Consider the following 24775-nt stretch of genomic DNA (forward strand, 5'->3'; position numbering starts at 1 on the left):
TGCGTACCGGGGAGGACAACCAGGGCGTCATCGGCCTGCGCCAGACCGGCATCCCCGACGAGTACGAACCCGGACTCAATGTGCGGTTCATGGGGCTGAGCGAGAAGGCCATCATCAGCTACCTCGTCAGCACCTACTACTCCGCCGCGGTACTCGTCCCCGACGCCCTCGGCATCCTGGAGAACGTCAACATCGCCAACTGGCGCTGAGGACTGTCCCGGTGGCCGGGCCCGCCCGTCACACGGGCCCGGTCACGCCTCCGGTACCGAGAAGCAGAGGAGTTTGCCTGAGCTGCTCACGTAGAGGTGGTCGTCGACGGGGAACGCCGCCCAGTAGCCGGATCCGCCGCTGACCGGGTAGTGCCAGACCTGTTTTCCGGTGCCGGCGTGGAAACCGTAGAGGCCTCCCGGTGCCGCGGCGAGGAAGAGGCCGCGTGCGGAGCCCAGGAACTGGAGTGTGCCGAGGCCGGAGCCCGCGGTCCAGCGGGGTGCTCCGGTCAGCGCGTCGACGGCGTGCAGGGTCGAGTCGAGGTAGCAGACGGTCGCGCCGGACCGGTCGTAGCCCCGGTTTCCGCGGGCGGCCGTCTGCACACTCCACAGGGTCTTTCCCGTCGACGGGTCGAAGGCCGCGAGCAGTCCGCTGACCGCTCCCGAGGCATCGGTGCCCGGGTAGCAGTACAGAGTTCCCTGGTGCAGCTCCAAGGACCCGTCATAGGCGAGGATTTGGCTGTTCGTGGGCGGCAGGCTGGTGGCGCGGCTCCAGAGGGTGGCGCCGTCGGCGGGCTTGAGGGCGAGCAGGTTCATGGCGCCGTCGAGGGCGTAGAGCACATCGCCCTCGGACGGCGGGTAGAGGGCGACGAGGTCCTTCGCCCACAGCCGGGCGCCTGTGTCCGGAGCGACGGTGGTGTATCCGCGGAGACTCGCGGTCGTGGACGTCTGCGAGGTGCTGCCCCAGAGGACCAGGCCGCCCGCCCGGGTGGTGCCGGTGACCGCGATGCCGTCACCTTCCGGCGACTTCCACCGCTCGGCGCCGGTCGACGCGTCGAGGCCCTGGAAGTGCCCGCTGTCGACCATGGCCACGAGCAGCGAACCATTGGCGAACTCCAGGTGCGGTGCGCCGGTCGCGGTCGCGGGCCGTTCCCACAGCTGTTTCCCGGACCGGACGTCGAGCGCGTGGATCTTTCCGTCGGTCCGTACCGTGTAGACGTGTCTGTCGTCCGCGATGGCGGCCGTGTTCTGGCCGCTCAGGTCCTTCCAGAGCGCGTTGCCGGTGCTCCGGTCGTAGCAGGCGCCCGAGGTCTTCCCGGCGCAGAGCAGCGCGGACGGCGTGACCGCCCGCAGGGCCATGTCGGGCTGCGGGAGGTCCGCGCTCCAGGACAGTTCGGGAGTGGCGGTCGCGCCCCGGCCGCCTGAGCGGAGCAGCAGCGCGGTGCCTCCGGCGGCCGCGGCCACGGCGAGCACCCCGCCGCCGGCCAGCAGCCGGCGCCTGCTGAACAGGGGCGTCCTCACCGCTTCGTGGAGGTACCGCTCCGACGCGTTCACCTGCAGCTCGACGGCGCCGAGCCAGCCCGCGGTGGTCACCGTACGCAGCCACACCTGCAGTTGCCCGACGGCCGGGCGCCGGGCCGGGTCCTTGTCGAGGCAGGCGGTGAGGATGCCGAGCAGTGCGTAGGGCACGCCCTCCAGCCGTGGTTCCTCGTGGGATGTGCGGTAGAGCAGCGCGTGCGCCGCGCCGGTACCGAAGGGCGGGGCTCCGGTACCGGCGAAGGCCAGCACGCTGCCGAGCGAGAACACATCGCTGGCGGGGGTGAGTTCGGCCCCCGTCGACTGCTCGGGCGACATGTAGCCGGGTGACCCGATGATCTGGCCGTCCGCGGTGAGCACCGTCCCGTCGACGGCCCGGCTGATGCCGAAGTCGATGACCCGGGGCCCGTCGCGGGCCAGCAGGATGTTGGACGGCTTGAGGTCGCGGTGGATCAGCCCCACGCGGTGGATGGCGGCCAGCGCCTCGGCCAGACCGGCGCCGAGCACGCGCAGGGTGGCTTCCGGCATGGGCCCATGGGCCTGGATCGCTTCGCTGAGCGAGGGGCCGGGGATGTACTCGGTGGCCAGCCAGGGCTGCGGTCCTTCGGGGTCGGCGTCGACGACGGGCGCGGTGAAGGCGCCGCCGACCGCGCGGGCGGCGTCCACCTCTGCCGTGAAGCGCCGCCGGAAGCCGGGATCGGAGGTCAGCTCGGGACGGACGACCTTGACGGCGACGGCGCGCCCGCTGCGCGAGGCGGCCAGGTACACCCGGCCCATGCCGCCCGCGCCGAGTTCCCGGATCACCCGGTACGGCCCGATGTGCGGGGCGGAGCCGGGGGCCGGGGTGGCCGGCGTGGCCATCGGGCTGGTCATGAGGTGTCGCTCCGGAACGCGTAGAGGGTGGTGTCGGACGCGGCGTAGACGGTGCTGCCGACGGCCTGCAGCAACCACGCGTTCTTGCTCGCGGATTCGGCGCCGGAGGGCTGGTGCGCCCAGAGCAGCTTGCCGTCGGAGGCGCGCAGGACGAGGAAGCCCGGGGTGTCGCCTGCGGCGAACAGCGGGACCGCCACCAGGGACGTGGAGACGGCGGGGCCCGGGTTCAGCGAGTTCTGCGGGTCGAGGGTCAGCGGACTCGCGGTGTGCCACACCTGGTCGCCGCTGCCCGTGTCGAGGGCGAAGACGGTGCCCTGGCCCTCGGCGACCACGTAGGCCCGCTGTCCCAGGACCGTGGTGGGGTTGAGCGTGGTCGTCGAGTTGACTGCGGTCCACAGGCGGTGGCCGTCCGAAGCGCGGAACGCCTGCACCTTGACGCTGGTGAGGAGCAGTGCCTTACCGTCGCTGGCCAGGCCCGGGTAGTCGCCGGGCCTGACGACGTCACGGACCGTCCACCGCACCGCGCCGCTCCGCAGATCCACTCCGTGGACGTCACTGCCGTCGTGCAGAAAGCAGCCGACCCCGTCGGAGTAGGCGTGGAAGTCGCTGCCCTTCACCTTGTGGGACCACAGCAGCTTCCCGGTGACGAGGTCCACGGCGCGCACCTGGTAGGCCCTGTCGCCGCTGGTTCCGATCAGGGCGACCGAGCGGGCGACGAAGAAGACGTCGTGAATGGAGTCGGCGTAGGAGTCCCCGTCCTCCGGCCCGGTGACCGCGTGGGTGAACCGCAGGGTGCCGCCGCCGTCCACGCCGAGCAGATGGCCGCGCTCGCCGCCCCAGGCCGAGGCGAACAGCGTCGATCCCCGCACGCCGAGCCACTCGAGCTTGCCGGAGACGTCGGACGGCACCCGGGGGTCGGCCGTCCAGCGCTTCTGTCCGGTCGCGGAGTCGTAGCCGGTCGCGGTGGTCTTGTCCCAGTGCACGAGGGTGCCCCCGAGGAGCTCCAGGTGCGCGCCGGCCTGCAGTTGCTGCAGCGGCATCGACCACTGCGGCTTCGGTCCCGCCGCCACCTTGGCGCCGGGCCGGATCGTGGTGCCCGCGCTGCCGGGGGCGCCGCCCGGGGAGCGGCCGGGCTTCGACCTCCGGTCGATCAGGGCCGTGGCGCTCGCGGCGGCCACGGCGGTGCCGCCGGCGGCGATCCACAGGAAGCGGCGGCGGCTCGGCCCGCCCGGGGCCGCCGTGTCCGGCGGGCCGACGGGGATCGGAGGCACGGCCAGCAGGGCGGCGGCGCTCGCTTCCCGTGCGGCGATGTCCGCCAGCAGGCCCGGGGTGAGCAGTGAGGAGGGTTCGACCGGACCCAGTGCGGTCAGCAGCGCGGTGACGGACGGCCTGCGGGCGGGCTCCTTGTCCAGACAGGCCGCGACCAGGGGACGCAGAGCGTCGGGTACCCCGTCCAGTCGCGCTGGGGCGTGGACGGCCCGGTAGAGGATCCCGGGCGTGCTCCCGGTGCCGAAGGGACCCCCGCCGGTGGCCGCGAACGCCAGGACGCAGCCGAGGGAGAAGACATCGGCCGCCGGTCCGGTCTCGCGGCTCGACGCGATCTGCTCCGGAGCCATGAATCCGGGCGTTCCCATCACAGCGTTCGTCCGGGTCACCTGGGTCGCCTCCGCCACCCGGCTGATCCCGAAGTCGATGACACGGGGCCCGTCGTGGGCCAGGAGCACGTTCCCCGGTTTGAGGTCGCGGTGGACGATGCCGGCGGCGTGGATCGTCAGCAGCGCCTCGGCGAGTCCGGCGCCGAGGGTCCGCAGGGCCGGCTCGGGCAGCGGGCCGAAACGCGCCACGGCGTCGTGCAGGGACGGCGCGGGGATGTAGGCGGTGGCCAGCCACGGCTGCTCGGCGCCCGCGTCGGCGTCGAGCACCGGCGGGGTGAAGAACCCGCTCACCTTCCGGGCGGCGTCGGCCTCGCGCCGGAAGCGCCCGCGGAAGTCCGGCGCCTCGGTGTACTCGGGCCGGATCACCTTCAGCGCGACCAGCCGCGATCCCGGTGATCTGGCCAGGAAGACCCTGCCCATGCCGCCCTCGCCCAGGAGTTGGAGGACCTCGTAGGGGCCGATCCGGCCTGGGCTCTGCGACTGCGGTTGCCGCTGTTCCTGCCCCTGTTCCTGGATGGTGGTGCGCTGTCGCGGGGCGGTGGGGTCGTTGGCGCCGTACGCCGGTGTCTGCACGGTGTCGTGACGGCGGGTCAGCTGAGGGAGCCGAGTACGTCGCGGGCGGCGGCGACGGCGGCGTCCTCGGACTGTTGCTGGCGTGGGCCGGAGTCCGAGGTGTCATAGCCGAAACTCACGGAGAACGCGGCGTTGCCCTCGTGGACGATCACCGTTGCCTCTGCCAGGCCCCCCATGTCCTTGTCGACGGCGTGGACGACGTAGGCCTCTTCGCCGAGACCGGTGAGCGACCGGGAATCGGTGGTCGTGCGCATGTCCTTCAGGGCGTTGAGAGCGGTCGACTTGTCCATGTCGTACATGCCCTTCGCTCCGGGGCTGACCGTGAGGTGCACCCGCAGATGCAGCAGCCGGCCGCCGGAACCGGAGGCAGTGTCCCAGCTCGGCATCTTGGTGATCATCGCTGCCATGGTCGTGTTGTCGAACTGCGACGGCTTGCACTCGGTTCCGGGCGCGATGCTCGCGATGGTGGCCTCCTTGATCAGCCGGCACCCATCGGGGACGTGGGTGAACGTCCGTCCCGCCGGGGCCTGCGACGGAAGCTTGCCGCCGCCCGGGGCACCGGACGGACTCCCCGACGCGGCGTTCTTGTCATCGCCCCCGGATGTGGCGATGATCACGCCGACGATCGCGGCCACGACGAGCACGGCGCCGCCGATCAGCCAGGGCTTCCCACTCCCGCCCGGCCGCCCCCCGTTCGGCGGTCCGTACTGCGGCGGGGTCGGCGGGAGGTGCTGCGACCAGGCCGAGGGCGCGCCCGGCGGCTGGGCCGGGACCGGCGGCGGCAGCTGCCCCGGGGGCTGCGCCGCCGGTCCCCAGCCCGGCCCTCCCGGCATCCCCTGCCCTCCCGGCATCCCCTGCCCTGCCGGCGTCCCCTGCCCGAGCGGCTGGGTGGGGTCGGTCCGGTAAGGGCCCTGCCGGGGGTCCATGGGGTTCTGCGGGGTCTCACTCACGGGGCAGTTCGCTTTCCGTCCGGTTCTCGGCATAGGGAACGGCGCAGGCCAGTCCCGTGGGCCGGGTCCGGGACGAAGGCGCACCGGTACCCCACGCACTTGCCAAAGTCTTCCGCGAGGCGCTGCAATGCTGATGAAATCTTGCTGAATCGGGGGACGCGGAGGACTACGGGGTGGGCGCAGATTCAACGGGGTGGCTACAGATCGACCTGCTCGGGCCGGTCAGAGCCACCAGGGGCGACGCACCGCTCGAACTCGGTCCGGTACGGCGGCAGGAAGTGCTGGCCGCGCTGGTCCTGCGGCCGGGCACCCTCGTCACCCACCAGCAGCTGCTCGACGACGTCTGGGGGGCCGATCCTCCGGGAACGGGCCATCGGGTCCTGCCGAGTTACGTCTATCCGCTGCGGAAGCTGCTGGACACGCGGGATGCCGGTCCTGCCGAGTCGTTGATCCGCAGCGAGCGCGGCGGCTACCGCTTCGTGGCCGGCGGGGCACGGAGGGACGTCGACGAACTGGCCGAGCGGGCCGGCGGCGCCCGGCGCGCGCAGGCCGCCGGCGATCCCGCGGCCGCCCTCGACAACTTCGCCCTGGCTCTCGGGTTGTTCCGCGGCGAGCCGCTGACCGGTCTGCTGGGGCCGTTCGCGGACGCCGAACGGCAGCGGCTGGCGCAGCACCGGCGCACGCTCGAACGGGAGCGGCTGGAGTGTCTGGTGCTGCTCGGCCGGTACACGGACGCCCTGGACGGCCTCGTGGTGCCGGCCGCGGCCCGGCCGTACGACGAACCGCTCGCCGCGCTGCGGATGCGCGCGCTGTACGGCAGCGACCGGCAGGTCGAGGCGCTGGCCGTCTACGGGGAGACACGGGACCGGCTCCTCGACGAGCTGGGGGTGGAGCCCGGCGAGGAACTGCGTCGGGTGCACCAGGGCGTCCTGCGCCGGGACGACGGGCTGCTGCTCGGCCGGGTGGTGCGGCAGCGCGCGGCCGGGTCGGCGCCCGCGCGCCCCGCGCCGCAGCGGAACGAACTGCCCGGGGACACCGCCTGCCTGGTCGGCCGCGAGGCCGAACTCGCCCTGCTCACCGCGCCCGCGTCCGCCGGGGCCGTGTCCGTGGCGGCCGTGGACGGCACGGCGGGTGTCGGCAAGACCGCGCTGGTGGTCCGCGCCGCCTGGACGCTCCGCGACCAGTACCCGGACGGCTGCCTGTTCGTGGACCTGCACGCGTACGGCACCGGCCAGGAGAGCACAGGACCGCAGCGGACGCTGCACCGGCTGCTGCGCGCGGTCGGGAGCGCCGACGGTGAACTGCCGGACGAGCTGGACGAGCTGGTGACGGCCTGGCGTGCGGCGACGAGTTCGCTGCGGCTGCTGCTGGTCGTGGACGACGCTCCCAGCGCCGAGCTGGTGCGCCCGCTGCTGCCCGCCGGGCCGGGCAGCAGGGTGCTGGTGGTGGGCCGGCAGCGGCTGTCCGGGCTCGACGCCGACCTGCGGCTCACCGTGGAGCCGCTCGGCACGGGCGAGGGGGTCGCGCTGCTCCGGCACCTCCTCGGTGAGGCGCGCGCGGACCGGGAGCCGGAGGCCGCGCGGGAACTCGCCCGGCGCTGCGGCGGTCTGCCGCTGGCGCTGCGGATCACCGGGGCCCGGCTGCAGAACCGCCGGTCCTGGACGCTGGCCCACCTGGTGGACCGGCTGTCGGACGACGAGCGCCGCCTCGGTGAACTGCGGGCCGAGGACCGCAGCGTGGAGGCGGCCTTCCGGATGTCCTACGACCAGCTCGCGCCCGGGCTGCAGCGCGGTTTCCGCGCGCTGGGACTGTCGCCGACGGCCGGGTTCGACGCGCTCACCCCGGCCGTCATGCTGGGCTGCTCCCGCGAGGACGCCGAGGACGTCCTGGAGCAACTGGTCGACGCGAGTCTGCTGCAGCAGCCGCGGCCGGGCCGCTACCGGCTGCACGACCTGGTGCGGGACCACACGCTGCGGCTCGCCGCCGCGGAGCCCGAGGAGTCCGCGGCCGCCCGCTCCGCCGTGCTGCACCTCTACACGGCCGCCGGCCGGATCGCCAGCGACTGGGGCCCCGAGGGCTTCCCGACGGGACCGGACGTCACCGGCTCGCCGTTCGCCGACTGGCAGGCCGCCGCTGCCTGGTTGGACGCCGCGGCCTGCCAACTGGTCGATGTGGTGGCCTGCGCGGTGACCGCCGGGGAGGCCGACCACGCCTGCTGGATCGCCGAGGGCCTGGTCGACCATCTGGTCCGCCAGGGGCGCTACCACGAGTGCCGGTCGGCCCTGGAACTCGCGCTGACCTGCGCGGACACGGCCGATGACCGGCGGATGCCCTCCTCCCTGCGGAGCTGTATGGGCATCGTCGACATCTACCAGGGGCGGTTCCGGCAGGCGCACGCCTGGTTCACCGACGCACTGCGCATCGCCCGCCGCCTGGGCGATCTGCGGGAACAGGCGCGGGCGCTGGCCGGGATGGGCGCCTCGGAGCGGTCGCTGGACCGCACCGGGGAGGCGGTCGCCCACCTGAGTGAGGTGGTGGAGCTGGCGGCCCGGCTCGACGACGACTGGCTGGGCGGGATGTCGACCTGCAACCTCGGCGCCATCCACCACCATCAGGGGCGCTACGAGGACGCGCTCGCGTACTTCGCCACCTCCCTCGCGTTCGCCGAGAAGATCGACCGGCCCAGGATGATCAGCAAGACCCTGTGTCATGCCGCCGAGGTCCATCTCGACCTCGGACGGCACGCGGAGGCCAGAGGCCTGCTCCGGCGGGCGGCCGAACTGGCCCGGGAGGTCGGGGACCTGCCGCTGCGCGCGGTGAGCCTGTCGCGGCTCGGCGCCGCGGAGCACGGCGAGGGCGATCTGCCCTCGGCCGTCGCCCTCCACCACGAAGCCCTCTCCACCCTCAACGAGCACACCAGCACGGCGCTGGAGATGGAGGTCCGCAGCCGCCTCGGGAGCACCTACGCGGCAGCGGGCCGCCGCACCGAGGCGGAGCAGCAGTTCCGGACCGCCCTCGCCCTGGCCGGGGCCATGGACCACCCCCGGGAACACGGCATGGCCCTGGCCGGCCTGCGGGACTGCTGAACGGCGGGGCGTCAGGGGGCCGGGCGTCAGGAGGTCGGGGCGGCGCCCCCGGGGACCAGGCCGTCGGCGACCAGGCCGGCGAGGACCGCCTGGCCCAGGGCCTGTACGGCGGACTGGGGACGGACCATCACCGTGAACTCCTTGACCCGGCCGGCCTCGTCGAACTGGAGCATGTCGATGCCGTGGATCTCCTTGCCGTCCACGGTGGCCCGGAAGACGAGGATCTCCGACGGGGCCTCTGCGCCGTCGGTACTGGTCTCGGCCGTGCCGTCGAACCGTCCGACGTAGCGGAAGTCCTCGAAGGTGCGCAGCAGCACGCCGAAGAGCCCCAACACCATGGCCTTGCCCTCGAAGGGCGTGAACTTCACCGGGCTGTAGAAGCGGATGTCGTCGGTGAACAGGTCGTCCAGTGCGGCGAGATCGCGCTTCTCCACGGCGGTACGGAAGCGTTCGGCAGTCTCCATGACCCCTCCAGATACGCAGGTGCCCCGAGCTCGGATACTCAAGGATATGACTAATCATGTTCTTGGGTAGAATGCGGTGCCGGACGGAGAAAGGGAAGGGCGGCTTCGATGGCTTTGCGACATGCCGTGCTGGCGGCGCTGCTGGACGGCGAGTACAGCGGATACCAGCTGGCGAAGGCGTTCGACATCGGCGTCGGGAACTTCTGGCACGCCCTGCCCCAGCAGCTCTACGCCGAGCTGACGAAGCTGGAGAAGGAAGGACTGGTCGCGGGCCGGCAGGTGGTCCAGGAGTCCCGGCCCAACAAGCGCATGTTCCACGTCACCGACGCCGGCCTCGCCGAACTGGAGGCCTTCGCCGCGGCCCCGTCCAAGCCCTCGGTGATCCGGGACGACCTCCTCGTCAAGGTCCAGGCCGTCGACCGCGTCGGCACCGCGCCCGTGCTCGAACAGCTCCAGGAGCGCGCCGCCGCGGCCGAGGCCAAGATCGAGCTCCTCGGCAAACTGCTGCACCAGCTGCGCGGCGACGCCGACGAGGAGGAGTTCCTGCGCCACGGCGAGCGGATCGGGCCCTATCTGACCTGCCTGCGCGGCCTGGCCTTCGAGCAGGACCACCGGGACTGGTGCCTGCGGATCGCAGCCGTGCTGCGGGATAGGGGGCTTGAGGAACATCCATGTCAGATCGTGCGCTAAGCCATCTCCGAGCCGATTGGCCTTTTGACCTGGGATGATTGCTTGCCGGAGCCTTCGTGGGTCGCTGTTGTCGATCTTCGGAGAGTTGTTGTGGCGGTCGAGTTTCTGTCGGGTGAGCAGGCTGGGTACGGGGCGTTTGTCGGGGTACCGTCCCGTTCGGAGTTGGAGCGGTACTTCTTCTTGGACGACGCGGACCGGGAGGCGGTGCAGGCCAAGCGGCGTGCGCACAATCGGCTCGGGTACGCGGTCCAGCTCACGAGCGTGCGGTACTTGGGCCGGTTCCTGCCGGACCCGCGGCAGGTGCCGGCGGAGGTGGCCGAGTACCTGGCCGAGCAGTTGGAGATCGCGGATTCGTCGTGCCTGAAGGAGTACGGCGAGCGGGACGGGACGGCCCGCAGCCATGCCGGGGAGATCCAGGAGGCCGGGGGCTGGCGTGACTTCGCCGAGGTCTCAGCGGAGCTGAGTAAGTGGCTGGACGCGCGGGCCTGGACGACCGGGGACGGGCCGAAGGCGTTGTTCGACGCAGCGGCCGGGTGGTTGCGCGAGCGCAGGGTGCTCCTTCCCGGGGCGAGCCGCTTGTCACGGCTGGTGGGCAATGTCCGGGAGACGGCGAACCAGCGGCTGTGGGACACGCTCTACGGGCTGCTGACCACCGGCCAGCGGGCGGTGCTGGACTCGCTCCTGACAGTTCCTGCCGGTTCGCGGGTCTCGGAGCTGGACCGGCTGCGGCGCGGGCCGGTGCGGGTGTCGGGCCCGCAGATGAAGTGGTCCTTGGACCGGGCGGAGGAGATTGCCGACCTGGGCATGGGCGTGCTGGACGTGTCGGGGATACCGCCACGCCGACTGGCGGAACTGTCGCGGTACGGCGTGGACGGCAAGGCCACGCTGCTCAAGCGACACAACGACGCGCGACGCCTGGCAACGCTGCTGGCCACCGCGGTGCACCTGACGACGAGGGCAGTCGATGACGCCCTGGACCTGCTGGAGGTGCTGATCGCCACGAAGCTGCTGGCCAAGGCCGAGCGGGAGACAGCCAAGGAGAAGATGAAGACCCTGCCGAAGGTCGAGCGGGCCGGGGCGAAGCTGGCGACCGCGTTCCAGGTCGTCTTCGACACCACCTCCGAGCAGGTCGACACCGACACCGGGGAGATCAAGGCGCCGAAGGTGGAGACGCTGGCGGCGATGTGGGAGCAGATCGAGGCGGTGGTGCCGCGCAGCGAGCTGGCCGCCGCGATCGCCGCGCTGTTCGAGCTGACGCCCCCGTTGGACTCCGATGCGGACCAGGCGTGGCGGGCGATGCTGGTCACCCGGTTCGGCACGGTGCGGCCATTCCTGAAGCTTCTGGTGAAGGTGGTCGACTTCGGAGCGACCCCGGAGGGCGCCCCGGTGCTGGCCGCGCTGAAGGCGCTGCCGGAGTTGATGGGCCGTAAGAAGGTTGGCCCGGCCGAGATCGACACCGAGCTGCTGGCCGGGTCGTGGCGGCGTCTGGTGCTGGCCGCGCCGGGCCTGGAGCCGGGGTGTGTGGACTGGAAGGGGTACGTGTTCTGCGTGCTGGAGCAGTTCCACCGGATGCTGCGGCGGCGGGAGATCTTCGCGAAGAACTCCGCCAAGTGGGGTGACCCGCGGGCGAAGCTGCTGGCCGGTGAGGCATGGGAGCAGGCCAAGCCCACCGTCCTGGCGTCTTTGGGCCTGCCGGCGGGGGCGGGGGAGCACCTGGCGGTGCGGGCCGCGCTGCTGGACGGCACCTACCGGGAGGTGGCCGGGCGCCTGCCGGACAACGCGCAGATCTCCTTCGACGACGACGGCCGCCTGCACTTCGCCGCGCTGGAGCCGGAGCCCGAACCGGCTTCCCTGCGCGATCTGCGGGCGGCAGTGAACGCGATGCTGCCCCGCGTGGACCTGCCGGAGGTGCTGCTGGAGGTGTTCTCCTGGACCGGCGCCGACCAGGCGTTCACCTCGGTCACCGGCGGCGAGGCCCGGCTGAAGGACCTGCCCGTGACGATCGCCGGGCTGCTGGTCGCGCACGGCTGCAACGTCGGCTACACACCCGTGATCAGCGGCATCGACGCGTTGAAGTACGGGCGGCTGTCCCACGTTGACCAGACGTATCTGCGGCTGGCGACGTACCGGGCCGCCAACGCCACCTTGATTCAGGCCCAGGCCGCGATCGGTCTTGCCGGGGCGTGGGGTGGCGGTCTGGTCGCCTCGGTCGACGGGATGCGGTTCGTGGTGCCGGTGCCGTCGGTCTACGCCCGCCCGAACCCAAAATTCTTCGGGCGGCGGGGCGGTGCCACCTGGCTCAACATGATCAATGACCAGGCGGCGGGTCTGGGCGGGAAGGTGGTGGCCGGCACTCCGCGTGACTCGCTGTATGTGCTGGACGTGCTCTACGACCGTGACGGCGGCAAGCGTCCCGACATGATCGTTACCGATACCGCTTCGTACTCCGACATTGTCTTTGGCCTGCTGACCTTGGCGGGGTTCACCTACGCGCCGCAGTTGGCGGACCTGCCGGACCAGAAGATGTGGCGCATCGACCGCGCGGCCGACTACGGCGCGTTCCAGGACGCGGCCCGCGGCCGGGTCGATCTGATCCGCGTCGAGCGGCATTGGGAGGACATCCTGCGGATCATCGGCTCCATCCATACCGGGGCGGTACGGGCCTACGACGTGATCCGGATGCTGTCGCGAGACGGCCGGCCGACCCCGCTGGGCGACGCGATCGCGCACTACGGGCGGATCGCCAAGACCCTGCACATCCTGCGGCTGGCCGATGAGCCGGCCTACCGGCGGAAGATCAAGGTGCAGGCCAACCTCCAGGAGGGCCGCCACGCGCTCGCCCGGAAGATCTTTCACGGCAAGGCCGGGCAGCTCTACCAGCGCTACCAGGACGGCATGGAGGACCAGATCGGCGCGCTGGGACTCGTCCTCAACGCCCTGGTGCTGTTCAACACCCGATACATGGACGCCGCCGTCACCCAGCTCCGCAACGACGGCTTCGACGTCCGCGACGAGGACGTCGCCCGCCTCTCGCCCTTCGTCCGCCACCACATCAACATGCTGGGCCGCTACTCCTTCTCCCTGCCCGACCTGCCCGGGGGCCTGCGGCCGTTGCGCGACCCGGACGTCATGGAGGAGTAGGAGACCGGGTGGCGGGCGCGCCCCGGCCAGGGGTCAGGGCCGGGGTTCGGCGGCCGGGGTGAGGATGGTGCAGATGTCACCCTGGCTACAGGTGCCGGGGTCGGTCCGGGCCGCTCGGCGGGCGAGGCCGCGCAGGGCCTCGCGGGTCGCCCGAAGCTCGACGAGGCGGCGTTCGATCTCACTCAGGTGCTGGTCGATGAGCTCCGTGACCCGGCCGCAGGGGGCCTGTCCGCTGTCGCGCAGGGACAGGACCGAGCGGATCTCGGCGAGCGTGAGCCCGGCGCCCTGGGCGTCGCGGATGAACGTGAGGCGGGTGACGGCCTCGGCGGGGTAGTCGCGGTAGCCGCCCGGTGTGCGGGGCGGAGCGGGCATCAGGCCGGCCTGCTCGTAGTAGCGGATGGTCTTGGTGGTCAGTCCGCTTGCCCTGGCGAGGTCCCCGATGCGCATGCCTGAAGGCTAATCCCTTGACCTTCCAGCGCACTGGAAGGTCTACGGTCAGCCACACAGGCTATGAACTGGGAGGACACCACCATGCAGATCACGGTGCTGACGGTTCCGGACTGCCCGAACGGGCCGGTCATCGAGGAGCGGATCACCGCCGCGCTGTCCGGGCGGGACGCGAAGGTGGAACGGGTCGAGGTCCGCGAGCAAGACGACGCGGCCCGCTGGGGCATGACCGGCTCCCCGACCGTCCTCATCGACGGCGTCGACCCCTTCGCGCCGGCGGGCGCGGTGCCGAGCGTGTCGTGCCGGATCTACCGGGACGCCGACGGCGCGGCGGACGGGGCGCCCAGCGTGGAGGAACTGCGCCAGGCACTGGCCGGCGCGGCCTCTGCCGTCGGGACCGCGAGCGAGGACTGCTGCGACGCGGACGTGCTCGACGTGATCGGACGGGGCGGCCGCGGTCGCCTGGCCCCGGCTGAAGGCGGGCTGCGGGCCGTCCACCAGGCCGTGCTGCGGCACTTCGCCGACACCGGCCGCCCGCCCGCGGCCGCCGATCTGGAGCCGGTCGCGTCCACCGCCGGACGCACCGCGCAGGACGTGCTGGCGGAGCTGGCCCGGGAGGACTTCCTGACCCTGGAGGAGGCCGGGCAGATCCGGGCCGCCTATCCGTTCTCCGCCGTACCCACCCCGCACCGGGTCCGGATCGCCGGCGGTACCGAGGTGTGGTCGATGTGCGCGGTCGACGCCCTCGGCATCGCCGCGATGCTCGGCCGGGACACGGTGATCTCCTCGCAGGACCCGGTGACCGGCGCCCCGGTCACCGTCACCTCAGTGAACGGGGCAACGCAGTGGGAGCCGCGCGGGGCCGTGGTGTTCATCGGCCGCCGTGACGGCTCCGGGCCCGCCGCCGCCCTGTGCTGCGACGCCCTGAACTTCTTCGCCGGCGAAGCCTCCGCCCGGACCTGGGCGAAGGAGCACCCGGACGTGCCCGGCCACATCGTCGCCCAGGACGAGGCCGAAGACATCGGACGGCAGACCTTCGGGCCGCTGCTGCCGTCCTGACGGCGCTGAGCCGGAGCGCGTACAGCGCAGGGCCGCCGCCGGGCACCGGGCCGAGGTACTCGTGCCCGACCATGTGGCACCAGGCCGCAGGTCCAGCGGCGCGGCCGGGTCGGTGGCGATGACGTGCACAAGCGTGCCCGGCTCAGCGCCGTCGATCCGCTTGCGCAGCCGCAGCAGAAGGGTGACGCACAGCAGGCCGGTGCCGTCGACGGTGATGCCGGGAGCCGGTACCGGGGCGGCCATCACCGCGGCAGGGTCTGGGTGACGCGCCACAGCCGCCGGGGCAGGCCGCCCTCCTCGAAGGCGTGCACCTCCCCCAACTGCCAGCCGTCGGCGAGGGCGTCGACCAGGTCGCGGGGGAAGAAGTGCACCGCGAAGCCGCCGTGCTCCCAGATGTCGTCACCGTGTCCGGCGCCCGCGCCGTAGTGGGCGTCGCCGGTGTGCCGCACGGTGTAGACGAACACCCCGCCGGGCCGCAGCACCCGGCGCACCTCAGCGACCAGGGCGTGGAGTTCCTTGGTGGACAGGGCCATACACAGCAGCATGTGCGCGAACACCGCGTCGACCGAGGAGTCCGGCAGCGGCAGCGACTCGCGCACGTCGTGCACCGCGGTCGTCACCCGCTCCGAGACGCCCTGGGAACGGGCGGCGTCCCGCAGCTGGTCCAGGCCGGTCGGGCTGAAGTCGGTGGCCTGGACGGTGAAGCCCTCACGGGCGAAGTAGAGGGCGTCGCGGCCGTGCCCGGCCCCCAGCTCCAGCACGTCGCTCGCCCCGGCCGTACGGAGCACATCGGCGGCGTGGACGGCCGGCTCGGACGGCTGTTCGCCGTACATGCCGGGGTGCTCGCCATACGTCTGCTGCCAGTGCTCCCGCTGGGCCTCGGCCAGCTCCCGTTCGTGCTCCGTCACGTCAATGCCCTTCCCGCTGCCCGGCCGGTACCGGAACCTCACCGGGCCAGCCTAAATCCACGGCATGAGGCCGCAGCGGGGCGCCGTAAACGGCGGCTGTGACGGGCAGCCCGCGCAGCAGTCAGTGGCTGCGCGGCGCGTACATGATCACGGCCATGCCCGCGAGGCACACCAGGGCGCCAATGACGTCGAAGCGGTCGGGACGGTAGCCGTCGGCGACCATGCCCCAGGCGATCGACCCAGCCACGAAGATCCCGCCGTACGCGGCAAGGATGCGCCCGAAGTTGTCGTCGGACTGGAAGGTGGCCACCACCCCGTACAGGCCCAGCGCGATGACGCCGGCACCGATCCAGACCCAGCCCTTGTGCTCGCGGATGCCCTGCCAGACCAGCCAGGCGCCGCCGATCTCGAAGAGGGCGGCGACGGCGAACAGGGCAAGGGAACGAGCGATGGTCATACCGCCTGACCCTACTGGCGGCCCGCGCTCGTGATCTTCAGCGGGTCGTTGGACGACTTGCAGCCGCATCCGCTCTCACCTGCGGTCTTAGGCGCGCAGGAGCAGGAACCACGACGCTGGGAGAGCCACCAGGTTCCGGCGGCGAGCACGGCCAGGACCACGGCAAGGGCGGGCAGCCAGCCCACCACCACCCCGGCGCCGGCGCCGACGACGCCCGCCGCGATCAGGACGGGCAGCGCGCAGCACGCCACACAGGCCAGGGCGGCCAGGCCCCCGAGTGCTTTCGGCGTGCGGTGGGGGCGGGGGTCAGCAGCAGGGTCCGGCATGGCGGTTCTCCTCGGCGAGGTCGGTAAAGGGGATGGGGCAGCAGGCACTGGAGGCGCAGAGGGTCAGGTCGTCGCAGCCCGCCGCGACGGCCGCGGCCAGGGCGGTGCGGATGATCGTCAGGTCGGCGATCTTCGCGTCGACCTCGACGAGCTTCGCCGCGGCCCGATCCTGGAGACCCGCGACGGGACGGCCGTGCCGGTGGCTGCCGGCCTCCAGAAGTTCGGCGACCTCCTCCAGCGTGAATCCGAGCCGCTGGGCGGCCTTGATCACCCGCAGCGCGGTCACCGCGTCCTCGTCGTACAGGCGGTGGCCGCCGTTGCTGCGTTCCGGCTCGGCCAGCAGGCCGCGCCGCTCGTAGTAGCGCAGGGTCTGGATGTTCACCCCGGCCGCCTCGGCGACCTGCCCGCTGCGCAGGCCCGCGCTCACCCCTGCACCCGGTCGGCCGTCCGCGTGGCAAGGGCGTCCAGGACCGCCTCGTGCTCCGCGTCCACCGCGATGTCCAGGCCGATCAGGTCCTCACCGGGGATGGTGGTGAAGGTGAAGAACGAGCAGCAGCCGCTCTCGCGCGCCACCAGGTCCCGGATCCGCTCCTCGGTGCCCGGCCCGGCGGCCAGGTCAAGGCGCAGCCGCAGCGGCTGGGGCCTGGACACCTTGGTCAGCCGCTCGGAGAACAGCGCGTCCCACTCCGCGACTCGTAGGGGCTGCTCCTCGGTGGGCAGCGTGCAGGACTGCGGCACCCACGCCAGATCGCTCATCGCTCTCACTCCCGTCGTCACGTCCCCGGGGCGGGGACACCTCTGACGGTAAACCTGTACCTCGGTACCGGTTGCAAGTGCGGGGACGGCCCGTCAGCGCCGTGCGTTCCCGGGGGCCAGCAGGCTGGTCAGCTCGGCAATGGCCTCCGGGGAGGGCTTGAAGTAGCGGCGAACGTTCTCCGGTTTCTTGTGCCGCGACTTCGCCATCAGCATCAGCAGACTCGCCCCGGCCTCGCCGAGGTGGGTCAGGGAGGAGTGCCGGTACTCGTGCAGGTCCCATCCCGTACCCGGCCCGCGGACGGCCGTGTGCTCGTCCAGCAGCGCGCGGGCCTGCCCGTACGACAACCGCGCGAAGCCGGTGTCCGGGCAGACGTCGCGGGCGCTGACGACCTTCCCCGGCCCCGGGCGGCGGTGGGTGACGAACACCGGGCCACGCGTGCGGCCCTTCAGCAGCCGCGGTAGCAGCCGGGCGGTCCCTGCGTCCCAGTAGACCGTCTCCAGCAAGAAGTCCTCGCGCGCCTGGCCCCGACGGCGTGACTTCGACTTCGCCCCCTTGGCCTTGACCGGGCAGCGGCGGCCGGCGAAGTCCAGGTCTTCGATGTTCACGCCCAGGATCTCCTCCGAACGCCCCGCGGTCTCGTAGAGCATCCGCCACAGCGTCTTCTCGCGCAGATGCACCTCCCGGCGTGCGATCAGCCGGTCGACCGCCATGTGCGAGCGGGCCGGGGTCTCGGAGTCCGGCACCGCCAGCCGCTTGGCCCAGGCCGGAACGCCGGGACCGTCGTAGCCGCGCTCCCGGCACCAGCCGAGCCAGGACAGCACCCCAGCCCGGCGGGAGTTCCAGGTGTTGACCGCGGTGGTGCCCCAGAGCAGTTCGAGCGTCTCGCCGATCTCGTCATCCGCGACCGACGCCAGCGGCCGGCCCTCACCGAGCCGTTCGGCGGTCTTGCCCACCCCGATCCCGTAGTTCCGGACCGTGTTCGGGTTGCCGAACGAGTCGAGGAACGCGTCGGCCGCCGCCCGGACGGTCAACGCCTTCCCGGTCGACAGCTGTACAACGGTCGGCACCGCTTCCCCCTTGCCGCAGATAACAGGGCTGCTTCACGTAGCGGCCGGAGAACGTCACCGCAGGTGACGGACCAAGTTACCGCAGATATTGGGGTGTTATCTGTGGGAAGACTTCAGGTCGCCTTCGCTGCCCATGCTCTGCCAGCCGCCCACCAGGCGCGACGAGGGCTTAGCGCACGATCTGACATGGATGTTCCTCAACCCCCGATAGGGAGTCGACCCATGCCGAACGGTGAATACCTGCGCTACGTCGCGCTGGGTGACAGTCAGACCGAAGGGCTCGGCGACGGGGACGACACCGTCGGCCTGCGGGGCTTCGCCGACCGGTTCGCGGAGCACCTCAGGGCCGTCAACCCCGGCCTTCAGTACGCGAATCTGGCCGTACGAGGACGCGTCGCCGGCCAGGTCCGCGCCGAACAGCTGGAGCCCGCCCTGGCTCTGCGCCCCGACCTGGCCACCGTGGTCGCCGGGGTCAACGACCTGCTCAGGCCCCGGTTCGACGCCGCGGAGGTGGCCGGGCAGCTGGAGGAGATGTTCGCCGCGCTCACCGCCGCCGGAGCCCGCGTGGTCACCCTCACCTTCCCCGACATCGGGAAGATCGCACCGCTCGCCCGGCCCCTCGCGTCCCGCGTCCTCGACCTCAACGACCGGATCCGCACCGCGGCCGCCCGGCACGGCGTCTCGGTCGCCGAAACCGCCGCGCCTCCCGTCACCACCGACCCGCGCATGTGGACCGTGGACCGGCTCCACGCCAGCCCCCTCGGCCACGAGCGGATCGCAGCGGCCATCGCCGACGCCGTCCGGCTGCCGGGCAGCAGCGACGCGTGGACCCACCCGCTGCCGCCCCAGGCGGCCCCCACCCGGCGGCAGACCGCGGCGGCCGAACTGCGCTGGGCGACCGCGTTCCTCGGCCCCTGGCTCGGACGCCGGCTGCGCGGCCGGTCCTCCGGCGACGGCCGCACGGCGAAACGCCCCCGGCTGCTGCCGCTGAGCGCCCCGCACGACGCCCCGGCGGACACCGGCCGACGCGAAGCGCCCTCGGACCCGGCCTAGGCCGGGTCTGGCAAATCCCTCCCCCAGCTACCGCTGGGAGGTGCCCCCAGCCCGGGGCGCCTGGCACGCACGCTCTTCGGGCGGACGCCGGTATTTGTCAGACCCGGCCTAGCGCCTTTGGGTTGCGGACCTGCGGGGAAGCGGTCCATTGTGGAAATGCGTGGGGTGTGCTTCTTTGACCGGAGGCGGCCGTTATGGGTGTACCTGTTGTCCCTCCCCCTCCCGCGGCCCGGCCTCCGTCGGGACCTGGATCGACGGAGAAGGGGCTCAAGGACGGCGCGCTGGGGCTGTTCTCCAGCATGGTGATCGGCCTGGCCTCGACGGCGCCCGCCTATAGTCTCGCGGCGACCCTCGGGGTCATCGTCGCGGTCGTCGGGTTCCAGTCACCGATCGTGATCATCCTGGCCTTCATCCCGATGTTCCTGATCGCCTACGCGTACAAGCAGCTCAACGAGGCGGACCCGGACTGCGGCACCACCTTCACCTGGGCCTCCAGGGCCTTCGGCCCGCGGACCGGCTGGATGGGCGGCTGGGGCATCATCGCCGCCGACATCATCGTCATGGCGAATCTGGCCCAGATCGCCGGGGCCTACGGCTTCCAGCTCATCGGCGCCGACGGGCTGGCCCAGAACACCACGTGGGTCACCGTGGTCGGCGTGCTGTGGATCGCCGTGATGACGCTGATCTGCTACATCGGCATCGAGCTCTCGGCCAACCTGCAGAAGGTGCTGCTCACCATCGAGATCGTGGTGCTCTTCCTGCTGGCCATCACCGCGCTGGTCAAGGTGTACGGGGGAACGGCGCCGAGCGTGGCGACGGAGATCTCGTGGTCGTGGTTCAACCCCGCCAAGATCGACTCGCTGGACGCCCTCACCAAGGGCATCCTCGCCGGAATCTTCATCTACTGGGGCTGGGACACGGCCGTGTCGGTCAACGAGGAGACCAAGGACCGCGGCCGCACCCCGGGCCGGGCCGCGGTCATGTCCACCGTCATCCTGCTGCTCGTCTACGTCGTGGTCACCGTGTCCGCGCAGGCCTTCGCCGGGGTCGGGGACAAGGGCATCGGGCTCGCCAACCCCGACAACTCCGGGGACGTGCTGTCCAGCCTCGGGAACGAGGTCTTCGGTACCGGGGGCTGGGGCGGCTTCGCCACCAAACTCCTGATCTTCATGGTGCTCACCTCGGCCGCGGCCTCCACCCAGACCACCATCCTGCCGACGGCGCGCACCACGCTCTCGATGGCCGCGTTCAAGGCGATCCCGGACCGGTTCGCCCGGATGCACCCCCGGTTCCTCACCCCGACCTGGTCGACGGTGGGCATGGGACTGGCCTCCATCGCCTTCTACGTGATGCTGACCCGCGTCAGTGAGAACGTGCTGGCCGACTCCATCGGTTCGGTGGGCCTGATGATCGCCTTCTACTACGGGCTCACCGGGTTCGCCTGTGTCTGGTACTACCGCAAGGTGCTGACCCGGAGCCCGCGCGATCTGTGGGGCAAGGGGATCATGCCGGGGATCGGCGGCGTCCTGTTGCTGTACTTCTTCATCAACGCCTGCGTGGTGTACTCCGCCTCGGACTACGGCAGCACCTCGTGGACCCTGCCGTTCCCGCCGCACTGGACGTTCGGCGGAGTCTTCGTCACCGGTATCGGCGCGCTGGTGCTCGGCGGCATTCTGATGCTCGTCTACCGGGTGATCCGCCCCGCGTTCTTCCGCAAGGAGACCATCGCCGTCTCCGCCCATCAACCCGGCGACGGTCCCCTCCCGGAGCGGGAACCGCGGTAGGGATTCCGCCGGTCGGCGCCGGCCCGGCAGGACAGCGGTCCGGCTGTCCAGGAGCCGTGGCCGGGCCTTGTGGGGCACGGTTCACCCAGTGGTTCGCCTGCCGCCACGCACCGTACGAACGGAATTGGCGAGAACTCGCCCAACCGTTCTCGGGGGTCTTCGCGCGGCTTTCCGGCACTTTACCTGCGTAAAATTGGCCGCCCTTGAACCGGCTCCGGGCGCAGGCTAGTGTTGCCCTCAAGTGCCACTTGAACACAGCTCGCCTCAAAGACATGACTCGCGCGAAGTACCTGAGCAGTAGGCGTCAGGAAAACGCTAATGCGTTCTCCCGCCCGCCACACCGCCGACCCGCCGAAGCTGTTCACGGGAGGAGCAAGCCTGAGAGATGAGCGGAATTCAATATTCCGAATTGACGTCCTCCAGTGCCGCCGGCCACCCCTCCCGACCTTCACAGACTCTGCACAGGCCCTGCACGGCCCCTCGGGCGCGGGCGGCCCTCCCGGAGAGGGACTCCCCGGGGACGCGGGGCTCATATTCGGCCGCCCGGGCGATGACGACAGCACCGGCCGGCCCTCCTTTCCCCTTGCCTTCATCAGTGGTATCCGCACGCATTGACACGCCATCCCATACCGGCTCTCCTGCCGGTTCATCAACCGGTTTACACGAGGTGCCAGCTCCGAATGAAGAAGCACTTGACCAGTCTTCGGGCATATCTTGAGGAACTGCGGGAAATAGGCGACTTACGCGAAATCGACGACGAGGTGAGTACCGAACTCGAGGCCGGCGCGGTGATCCGTTACGCCGTGGAGAACCAACTGCCCGCCCCCCTGTTCAACCGGCTCGCCGGACACCCGCCGGGCTATCGGATCCTCGGAGCACCGGGAGCACTGAGCTCGCTGCCCGAGGCACGCTGGGCACGGGTCGCGCTGTCGCTGGGGCTGGAGCCCGGGACCCATCCGCTGGCCATCGTGGACCAGCTCACGGCCGCGCTCGACGCCGAACCCATCCCGCCGGTGGAGATCACCGACGCACCCTGCCAGCAGAACGTGCTGCTCGGCGACGAGGCCACGCTGGACGCGTTCCCGGTGCCGCTGGTGCACGCGGGCGACGCCGGGCGCTACCTCAACACCTGGGGCGTCATCATCGTGCGCAGCCCGGACGGCTCGTGGACCAACTGGGCCATCACGCGGGTGATGGCGGCCGACAGCCGGACGCTGGTCGTCATGATCAACCCGCCGCAGGACATCGGGAAGATCTACGCGATGTGGAAGGAGCGCGGCGAACCCATGCCCGCCGCGCTGGTCCAGGGCAGCGAACCGGCGATCCCGTTCGCGGGCGGGATGGCGCTGCCCTCCGGCCGTGACGAGTCCGGGTACCTCGGCGGCTACTTCGGCGAACCGCTGGAGGTGACGCGCTGCCGCACCGTCGATCTGCAGGTGCCGGCCTCCGCGGAGATCGTCGTCGAGGGCCATGTCTCGCTCGACGAGACCCTGCCGGAGGGGCCGATGGGCGAGTTCTTCGGCTACATATCCGGGCAGCCCCGACAGCGGCCGGTCTTCCATATCTCCGCGATCACCCACCGGGACGACCCGATCCTGCCGGTGGTCTCGGCGGGCAAGCCGGTCGAGGAGGTCCACACCGTGGTGGGCCCCACGCACGCCGCCGAGGTGCTGCGCAATCTGCGCGGTGCCGGGCTGCCGGTGACCGCCGCGTGGCTGATCCCGGAAGGCTCGTGCACGCTCGCCGCGATCACCGTGCCGCGCGGCTGGCGGCAGTGGGGCGGCGGCATCCACACCACGACCCGCATGCTGACCCGGGCCATCGCGAATGTGGTGCTCCGGCCCAAGGTGGGTTTCTGGATCACCCGGATCCTGGTGCTCGACGACGACCTCGACCCCACCGATCTGCGCGATCTGGCCTGGGGGTTCGCCACCCGCTGCCATCCGGTGCAGGGGCAGGTCCTCATCGAGGACCAGCTGTTCACCCCGCTGCACATCATCTACTCCGCCGCCGAGATGCAGAGCCTGAGCGGCCCGAAGATGGCGTACGACTGCCTGCTCTCCCCGGACGCGGACAAGCGGCCCGTGAGCACCGCCTTCGAGCAGAACTTCCCCGAGCACATCAAGCGGCGGGCGCGCGCCCTGTGGGACCGGCCGGGCAGCTGACCGGTCCCGCGACGGCCGGCCGCCGCACCGGAAACCGGCCCGCCCGACCGGCCGCTGCCACGAACAGCCCCTCGCCGTATCGATCCGATCTGGAGACCGGGACACCATGAACCTTTCCGACCAGCTCACCGCCACCGTGGCCGACGAACTGGCGCAGTGCGGGGTCACGGAGGCGGTGATCTCCCCCGGACTGCACTCGGGGCTGCTCGCCTCCGCCCTGTACCGGCACCCGGGCCTGCGGCTGCACGTACGGATCGACGAACGCTCCGCCGGATTCCTCGCGCTCGGGCTCGCCCGGGCCAGTGGCCGCCCGGTCGCGGTCGCCTGCACCTCCGGCACCGCGGCGGCCAACCTGCACCCGGCGGTCCTCGAGGCGCGGCACGCCCGGGTGCCGCTCGTCGTGATCACCACCGACCGCAAACCGGTCTGGCGCGGCACGGGCGCCAACCAGACGACCGACCAGGTGCGGATGTTCGGCACCTCGACCGGGTTCTTCGCCGAGCTGGAGTCCGTCCCCGGCGACGAGGCGACCACCGGGTACTGGCGTTCGGTGCTCTCCCGTACCGTCGCGGCCGCGGCCGGAGGGCCCGTCCAGCTCAATCTGATGCTGCCCGACCCGCTGGAGAACACCGCCGACGCCGAGGCCGGTCGGGCGGGCGTCGCGAACCAGGAACCGCGCCCGAGGATACGCGTGGTGCGCAGCCTGCCCGAACCGCAGGCGCTGGAGGTCCCGGCGCGCGGGGTGGTCGTGGTCGGCGACGCCGCGGTGGACCCGGCCGGCGCCGTGGCCTTCGCCGAGCAGGCCGGCTGGCCGCTGCTGGCCGAACCGCAGAGCGGTGCCCGCCAGGGCGGCAACGCGATCACGACGTACGGCTATCTGCTGTCGCACCCCGGGTTCCGCGCCGTGGCGCACCCCGAGGCGGTGGTCGCCGTCGGCCGGGCCGGGGTGAACCTGGCACTGCTCAACTACCTCGGCTCCGTCAAGGAGTTGATCGTCGTGGATCCGGCGGAGGACTGGGCCGATCCGGCGCGCACCGCGACCAAGGTGATCTCCCGGCTCGGGAAGCCCGTGCAGGAGAAGACGGATCCGGACTGGCTGCGGCTGTGGCGGGACGCGGACAAGGCGGCCCTGGAGGCGCTCGACAGCACGCTCGACGCGGGCGGGGTCACCGAGCCCCGGATCGCCCGTGACCTGGCGGCCGCGCTGCCACCCGGATCGCTGCTGTTCGCCGCGTCCAGCATGCCGGTACGCGATGTCGAGCGGACCCTGCGGCCGCGCGGCGATCTGCGCGTCCTGGCCAACCGGGGGCTGAGCGGGATCGACGGGGCGGTGTCCAGCGCGATCGGCGCCGCACTGGCCCATGAGGCCGAGACGTCGGGGCGCGCGTACGCCCTGCTGGGTGACCTGTCCCTGCTGCACGACCAGAACGGGCTGATCACCGGGGCGGCTCCGGCCCGGCCGGACCTGGTGATCGTCGTGGTCAACAACAACGGCGGCGGGATCTTCTCGATGACCCCGCAGAGCGAACCCATCGACGGCTTCGAGACGTTCTTCGGCACGCCGCACAACGTGCGGCTCGACGCCGTCGCCCGCGCCGCCGACTGGCCGTACACCAGAGCCGGTTCGATGACGGAGCTGCTGGACGCGGTCCGGGCGCCAGGCCCCCGGCTCGTCGAGGTCGTCACCGACCGGCGGGGCAACGCCGAGTTCCACCGCTTCCTGGCGGGCGCCGTCGGCCAGGCGATCAGCGAGTCGCTGACCGGTCCCGCACCCGAGGCGGAGTGAAGGCGGGGCTG

Annotated in this window: 19 protein-coding genes and 1 pseudogene; 9 read left to right on the plus strand and 11 right to left on the minus strand. The window is 71.8% G+C overall.

Features of this window, described 5'->3' with window-relative positions; translation table 11 throughout:
* Window positions 1-209, plus strand: a pseudogene (locus C6N31_RS25200) (Crp/Fnr family transcriptional regulator); the annotation flags it as partial.
* A 42-nt stretch (window positions 210-251) separates the two neighbouring features.
* Here C6N31_RS25200 and C6N31_RS25205 read toward each other — a convergent pair.
* Genes C6N31_RS25205 through C6N31_RS25215 form a run of 3 tightly spaced genes read right to left on the minus strand, consistent with a single transcriptional unit; the run spans window position 252 to window position 5457 of the window.
* Window positions 252-2396: a serine/threonine-protein kinase gene (locus tag C6N31_RS25205; protein ID WP_198358272.1), complete on the minus strand. Its 2145-nt coding sequence runs from the start codon at window positions 2394-2396 to the stop codon at window positions 252-254.
* Window positions 2393-4624, minus strand: a complete 2232-nt coding sequence (locus tag C6N31_RS25210) for a serine/threonine-protein kinase (protein ID WP_138359447.1) — start codon at window positions 4622-4624, stop codon at window positions 2393-2395. Before C6N31_RS25210 ends, C6N31_RS25205 begins: the two co-directional genes overlap by 4 nt.
* A gap of 17 nt (window positions 4625-4641) precedes the next feature.
* Entirely contained in the window at window positions 4642-5457 is an 816-nt protein-coding gene (locus C6N31_RS25215) for a hypothetical protein (RefSeq protein WP_232485634.1), read from the minus strand.
* 290 nt (window positions 5458-5747) lie between these two features.
* On the opposite strand from C6N31_RS25215, the gene C6N31_RS25220 reads away from it, so the two are divergent.
* Window positions 5748-8660, plus strand: a complete 2913-nt coding sequence (locus tag C6N31_RS25220) for an AfsR/SARP family transcriptional regulator (RefSeq protein WP_244809005.1) — start codon at window positions 5748-5750, stop codon at window positions 8658-8660.
* Between the two features lie 26 nt (window positions 8661-8686).
* On the opposite strand, the gene C6N31_RS25225 is transcribed toward C6N31_RS25220, so the two are convergent.
* The gene (locus C6N31_RS25225; RefSeq protein WP_138357007.1) at window positions 8687-9124 is read right to left on the minus strand and encodes a nuclear transport factor 2 family protein; all 438 of its coding nucleotides are present in this window, start codon (window positions 9122-9124) and stop codon (window positions 8687-8689) included.
* A gap of 108 nt (window positions 9125-9232) precedes the next feature.
* Between C6N31_RS25225 and C6N31_RS25230 the strand changes: the two genes are divergently transcribed.
* Window positions 9233-9814, plus strand: coding sequence for a PadR family transcriptional regulator (locus tag C6N31_RS25230; RefSeq protein WP_198358273.1), 582 nt, complete (start codon window positions 9233-9235; stop codon window positions 9812-9814).
* Window positions 9815-9904: 90 nt separating this feature from the next.
* On the plus strand, window positions 9905-12955 hold the full coding sequence (locus tag C6N31_RS25235) for a Tn3 family transposase (protein WP_138357002.1): 3051 nt from the start codon (window positions 9905-9907) through the stop codon (window positions 12953-12955).
* Between the two features lie 33 nt (window positions 12956-12988).
* Here the strand turns inward: C6N31_RS25235 and C6N31_RS25240 are convergent, their stop codons facing one another.
* Complete coding sequence (locus C6N31_RS25240) at window positions 12989-13402, minus strand: heavy metal-responsive transcriptional regulator (protein ID WP_138357001.1); 414 nt, start codon at window positions 13400-13402, stop codon at window positions 12989-12991.
* Window positions 13403-13465: 63 nt separating this feature from the next.
* On the opposite strand from C6N31_RS25240, the gene merB reads away from it, so the two are divergent.
* A complete protein-coding gene (merB, locus tag C6N31_RS25245; protein WP_232485636.1) occupies window positions 13466-14461 on the plus strand; it encodes an organomercurial lyase in 996 nt (331 codons plus the stop codon).
* A gap of 242 nt (window positions 14462-14703) precedes the next feature.
* On the opposite strand, the gene C6N31_RS25250 is transcribed toward merB, so the two are convergent.
* From C6N31_RS25250 to C6N31_RS25275, 6 genes are all read right to left on the minus strand, one after another.
* Entirely contained in the window at window positions 14704-15369 is a 666-nt protein-coding gene (locus C6N31_RS25250) for a class I SAM-dependent methyltransferase (protein WP_138357000.1), read from the minus strand.
* Window positions 15370-15490: 121 nt separating this feature from the next.
* Window positions 15491-15826: a YnfA family protein gene (locus C6N31_RS25255; protein WP_138356999.1), complete on the minus strand. Its 336-nt coding sequence runs from the start codon at window positions 15824-15826 to the stop codon at window positions 15491-15493.
* A gap of 11 nt (window positions 15827-15837) precedes the next feature.
* Window positions 15838-16152, minus strand: coding sequence for a mercuric ion transporter MerT (merT, locus tag C6N31_RS25260; protein ID WP_138356998.1), 315 nt, complete (start codon window positions 16150-16152; stop codon window positions 15838-15840).
* Complete coding sequence (locus C6N31_RS25265) at window positions 16133-16579, minus strand: MerR family transcriptional regulator (RefSeq protein WP_138356997.1); 447 nt, start codon at window positions 16577-16579, stop codon at window positions 16133-16135. The genes merT and C6N31_RS25265 overlap by 20 nt, the downstream gene beginning before the upstream one ends.
* A complete protein-coding gene (locus C6N31_RS25270) occupies window positions 16576-16908 on the minus strand; it encodes a hypothetical protein (protein ID WP_138356996.1) in 333 nt (110 codons plus the stop codon). Before C6N31_RS25270 ends, C6N31_RS25265 begins: the two co-directional genes overlap by 4 nt.
* Window positions 16909-17001: 93 nt before the next feature.
* Entirely contained in the window at window positions 17002-17976 is a 975-nt protein-coding gene (locus C6N31_RS25275; RefSeq protein ID WP_138356995.1) for a tyrosine-type recombinase/integrase, read from the minus strand.
* 222 nt (window positions 17977-18198) lie between these two features.
* On the opposite strand from C6N31_RS25275, the gene C6N31_RS25280 reads away from it, so the two are divergent.
* From C6N31_RS25280 to menD, 4 genes are all read left to right on the plus strand, one after another.
* A complete protein-coding gene (locus tag C6N31_RS25280; RefSeq protein ID WP_198358274.1) occupies window positions 18199-19029 on the plus strand; it encodes an SGNH/GDSL hydrolase family protein in 831 nt (276 codons plus the stop codon).
* A gap of 194 nt (window positions 19030-19223) precedes the next feature.
* Entirely contained in the window at window positions 19224-20813 is a 1590-nt protein-coding gene (locus C6N31_RS25285) for an APC family permease (RefSeq protein ID WP_198358275.1), read from the plus strand.
* A 680-nt stretch (window positions 20814-21493) separates the two neighbouring features.
* Entirely contained in the window at window positions 21494-22978 is a 1485-nt protein-coding gene (locus C6N31_RS25290) for a UbiD family decarboxylase (protein ID WP_138356992.1), read from the plus strand.
* 106 nt (window positions 22979-23084) lie between these two features.
* Entirely contained in the window at window positions 23085-24764 is a 1680-nt protein-coding gene (menD, locus tag C6N31_RS25295; protein ID WP_138356991.1) for a 2-succinyl-5-enolpyruvyl-6-hydroxy-3-cyclohexene-1-carboxylic-acid synthase, read from the plus strand.
* The last annotated feature ends 11 nt before the right edge of the window (window positions 24765-24775 follow it).

The organism is Streptomyces fildesensis, from assembly GCF_016107395.1.
Classification (GTDB): Bacteria; Actinomycetota; Actinomycetes; order Streptomycetales; family Streptomycetaceae; genus Actinacidiphila; species Actinacidiphila fildesensis.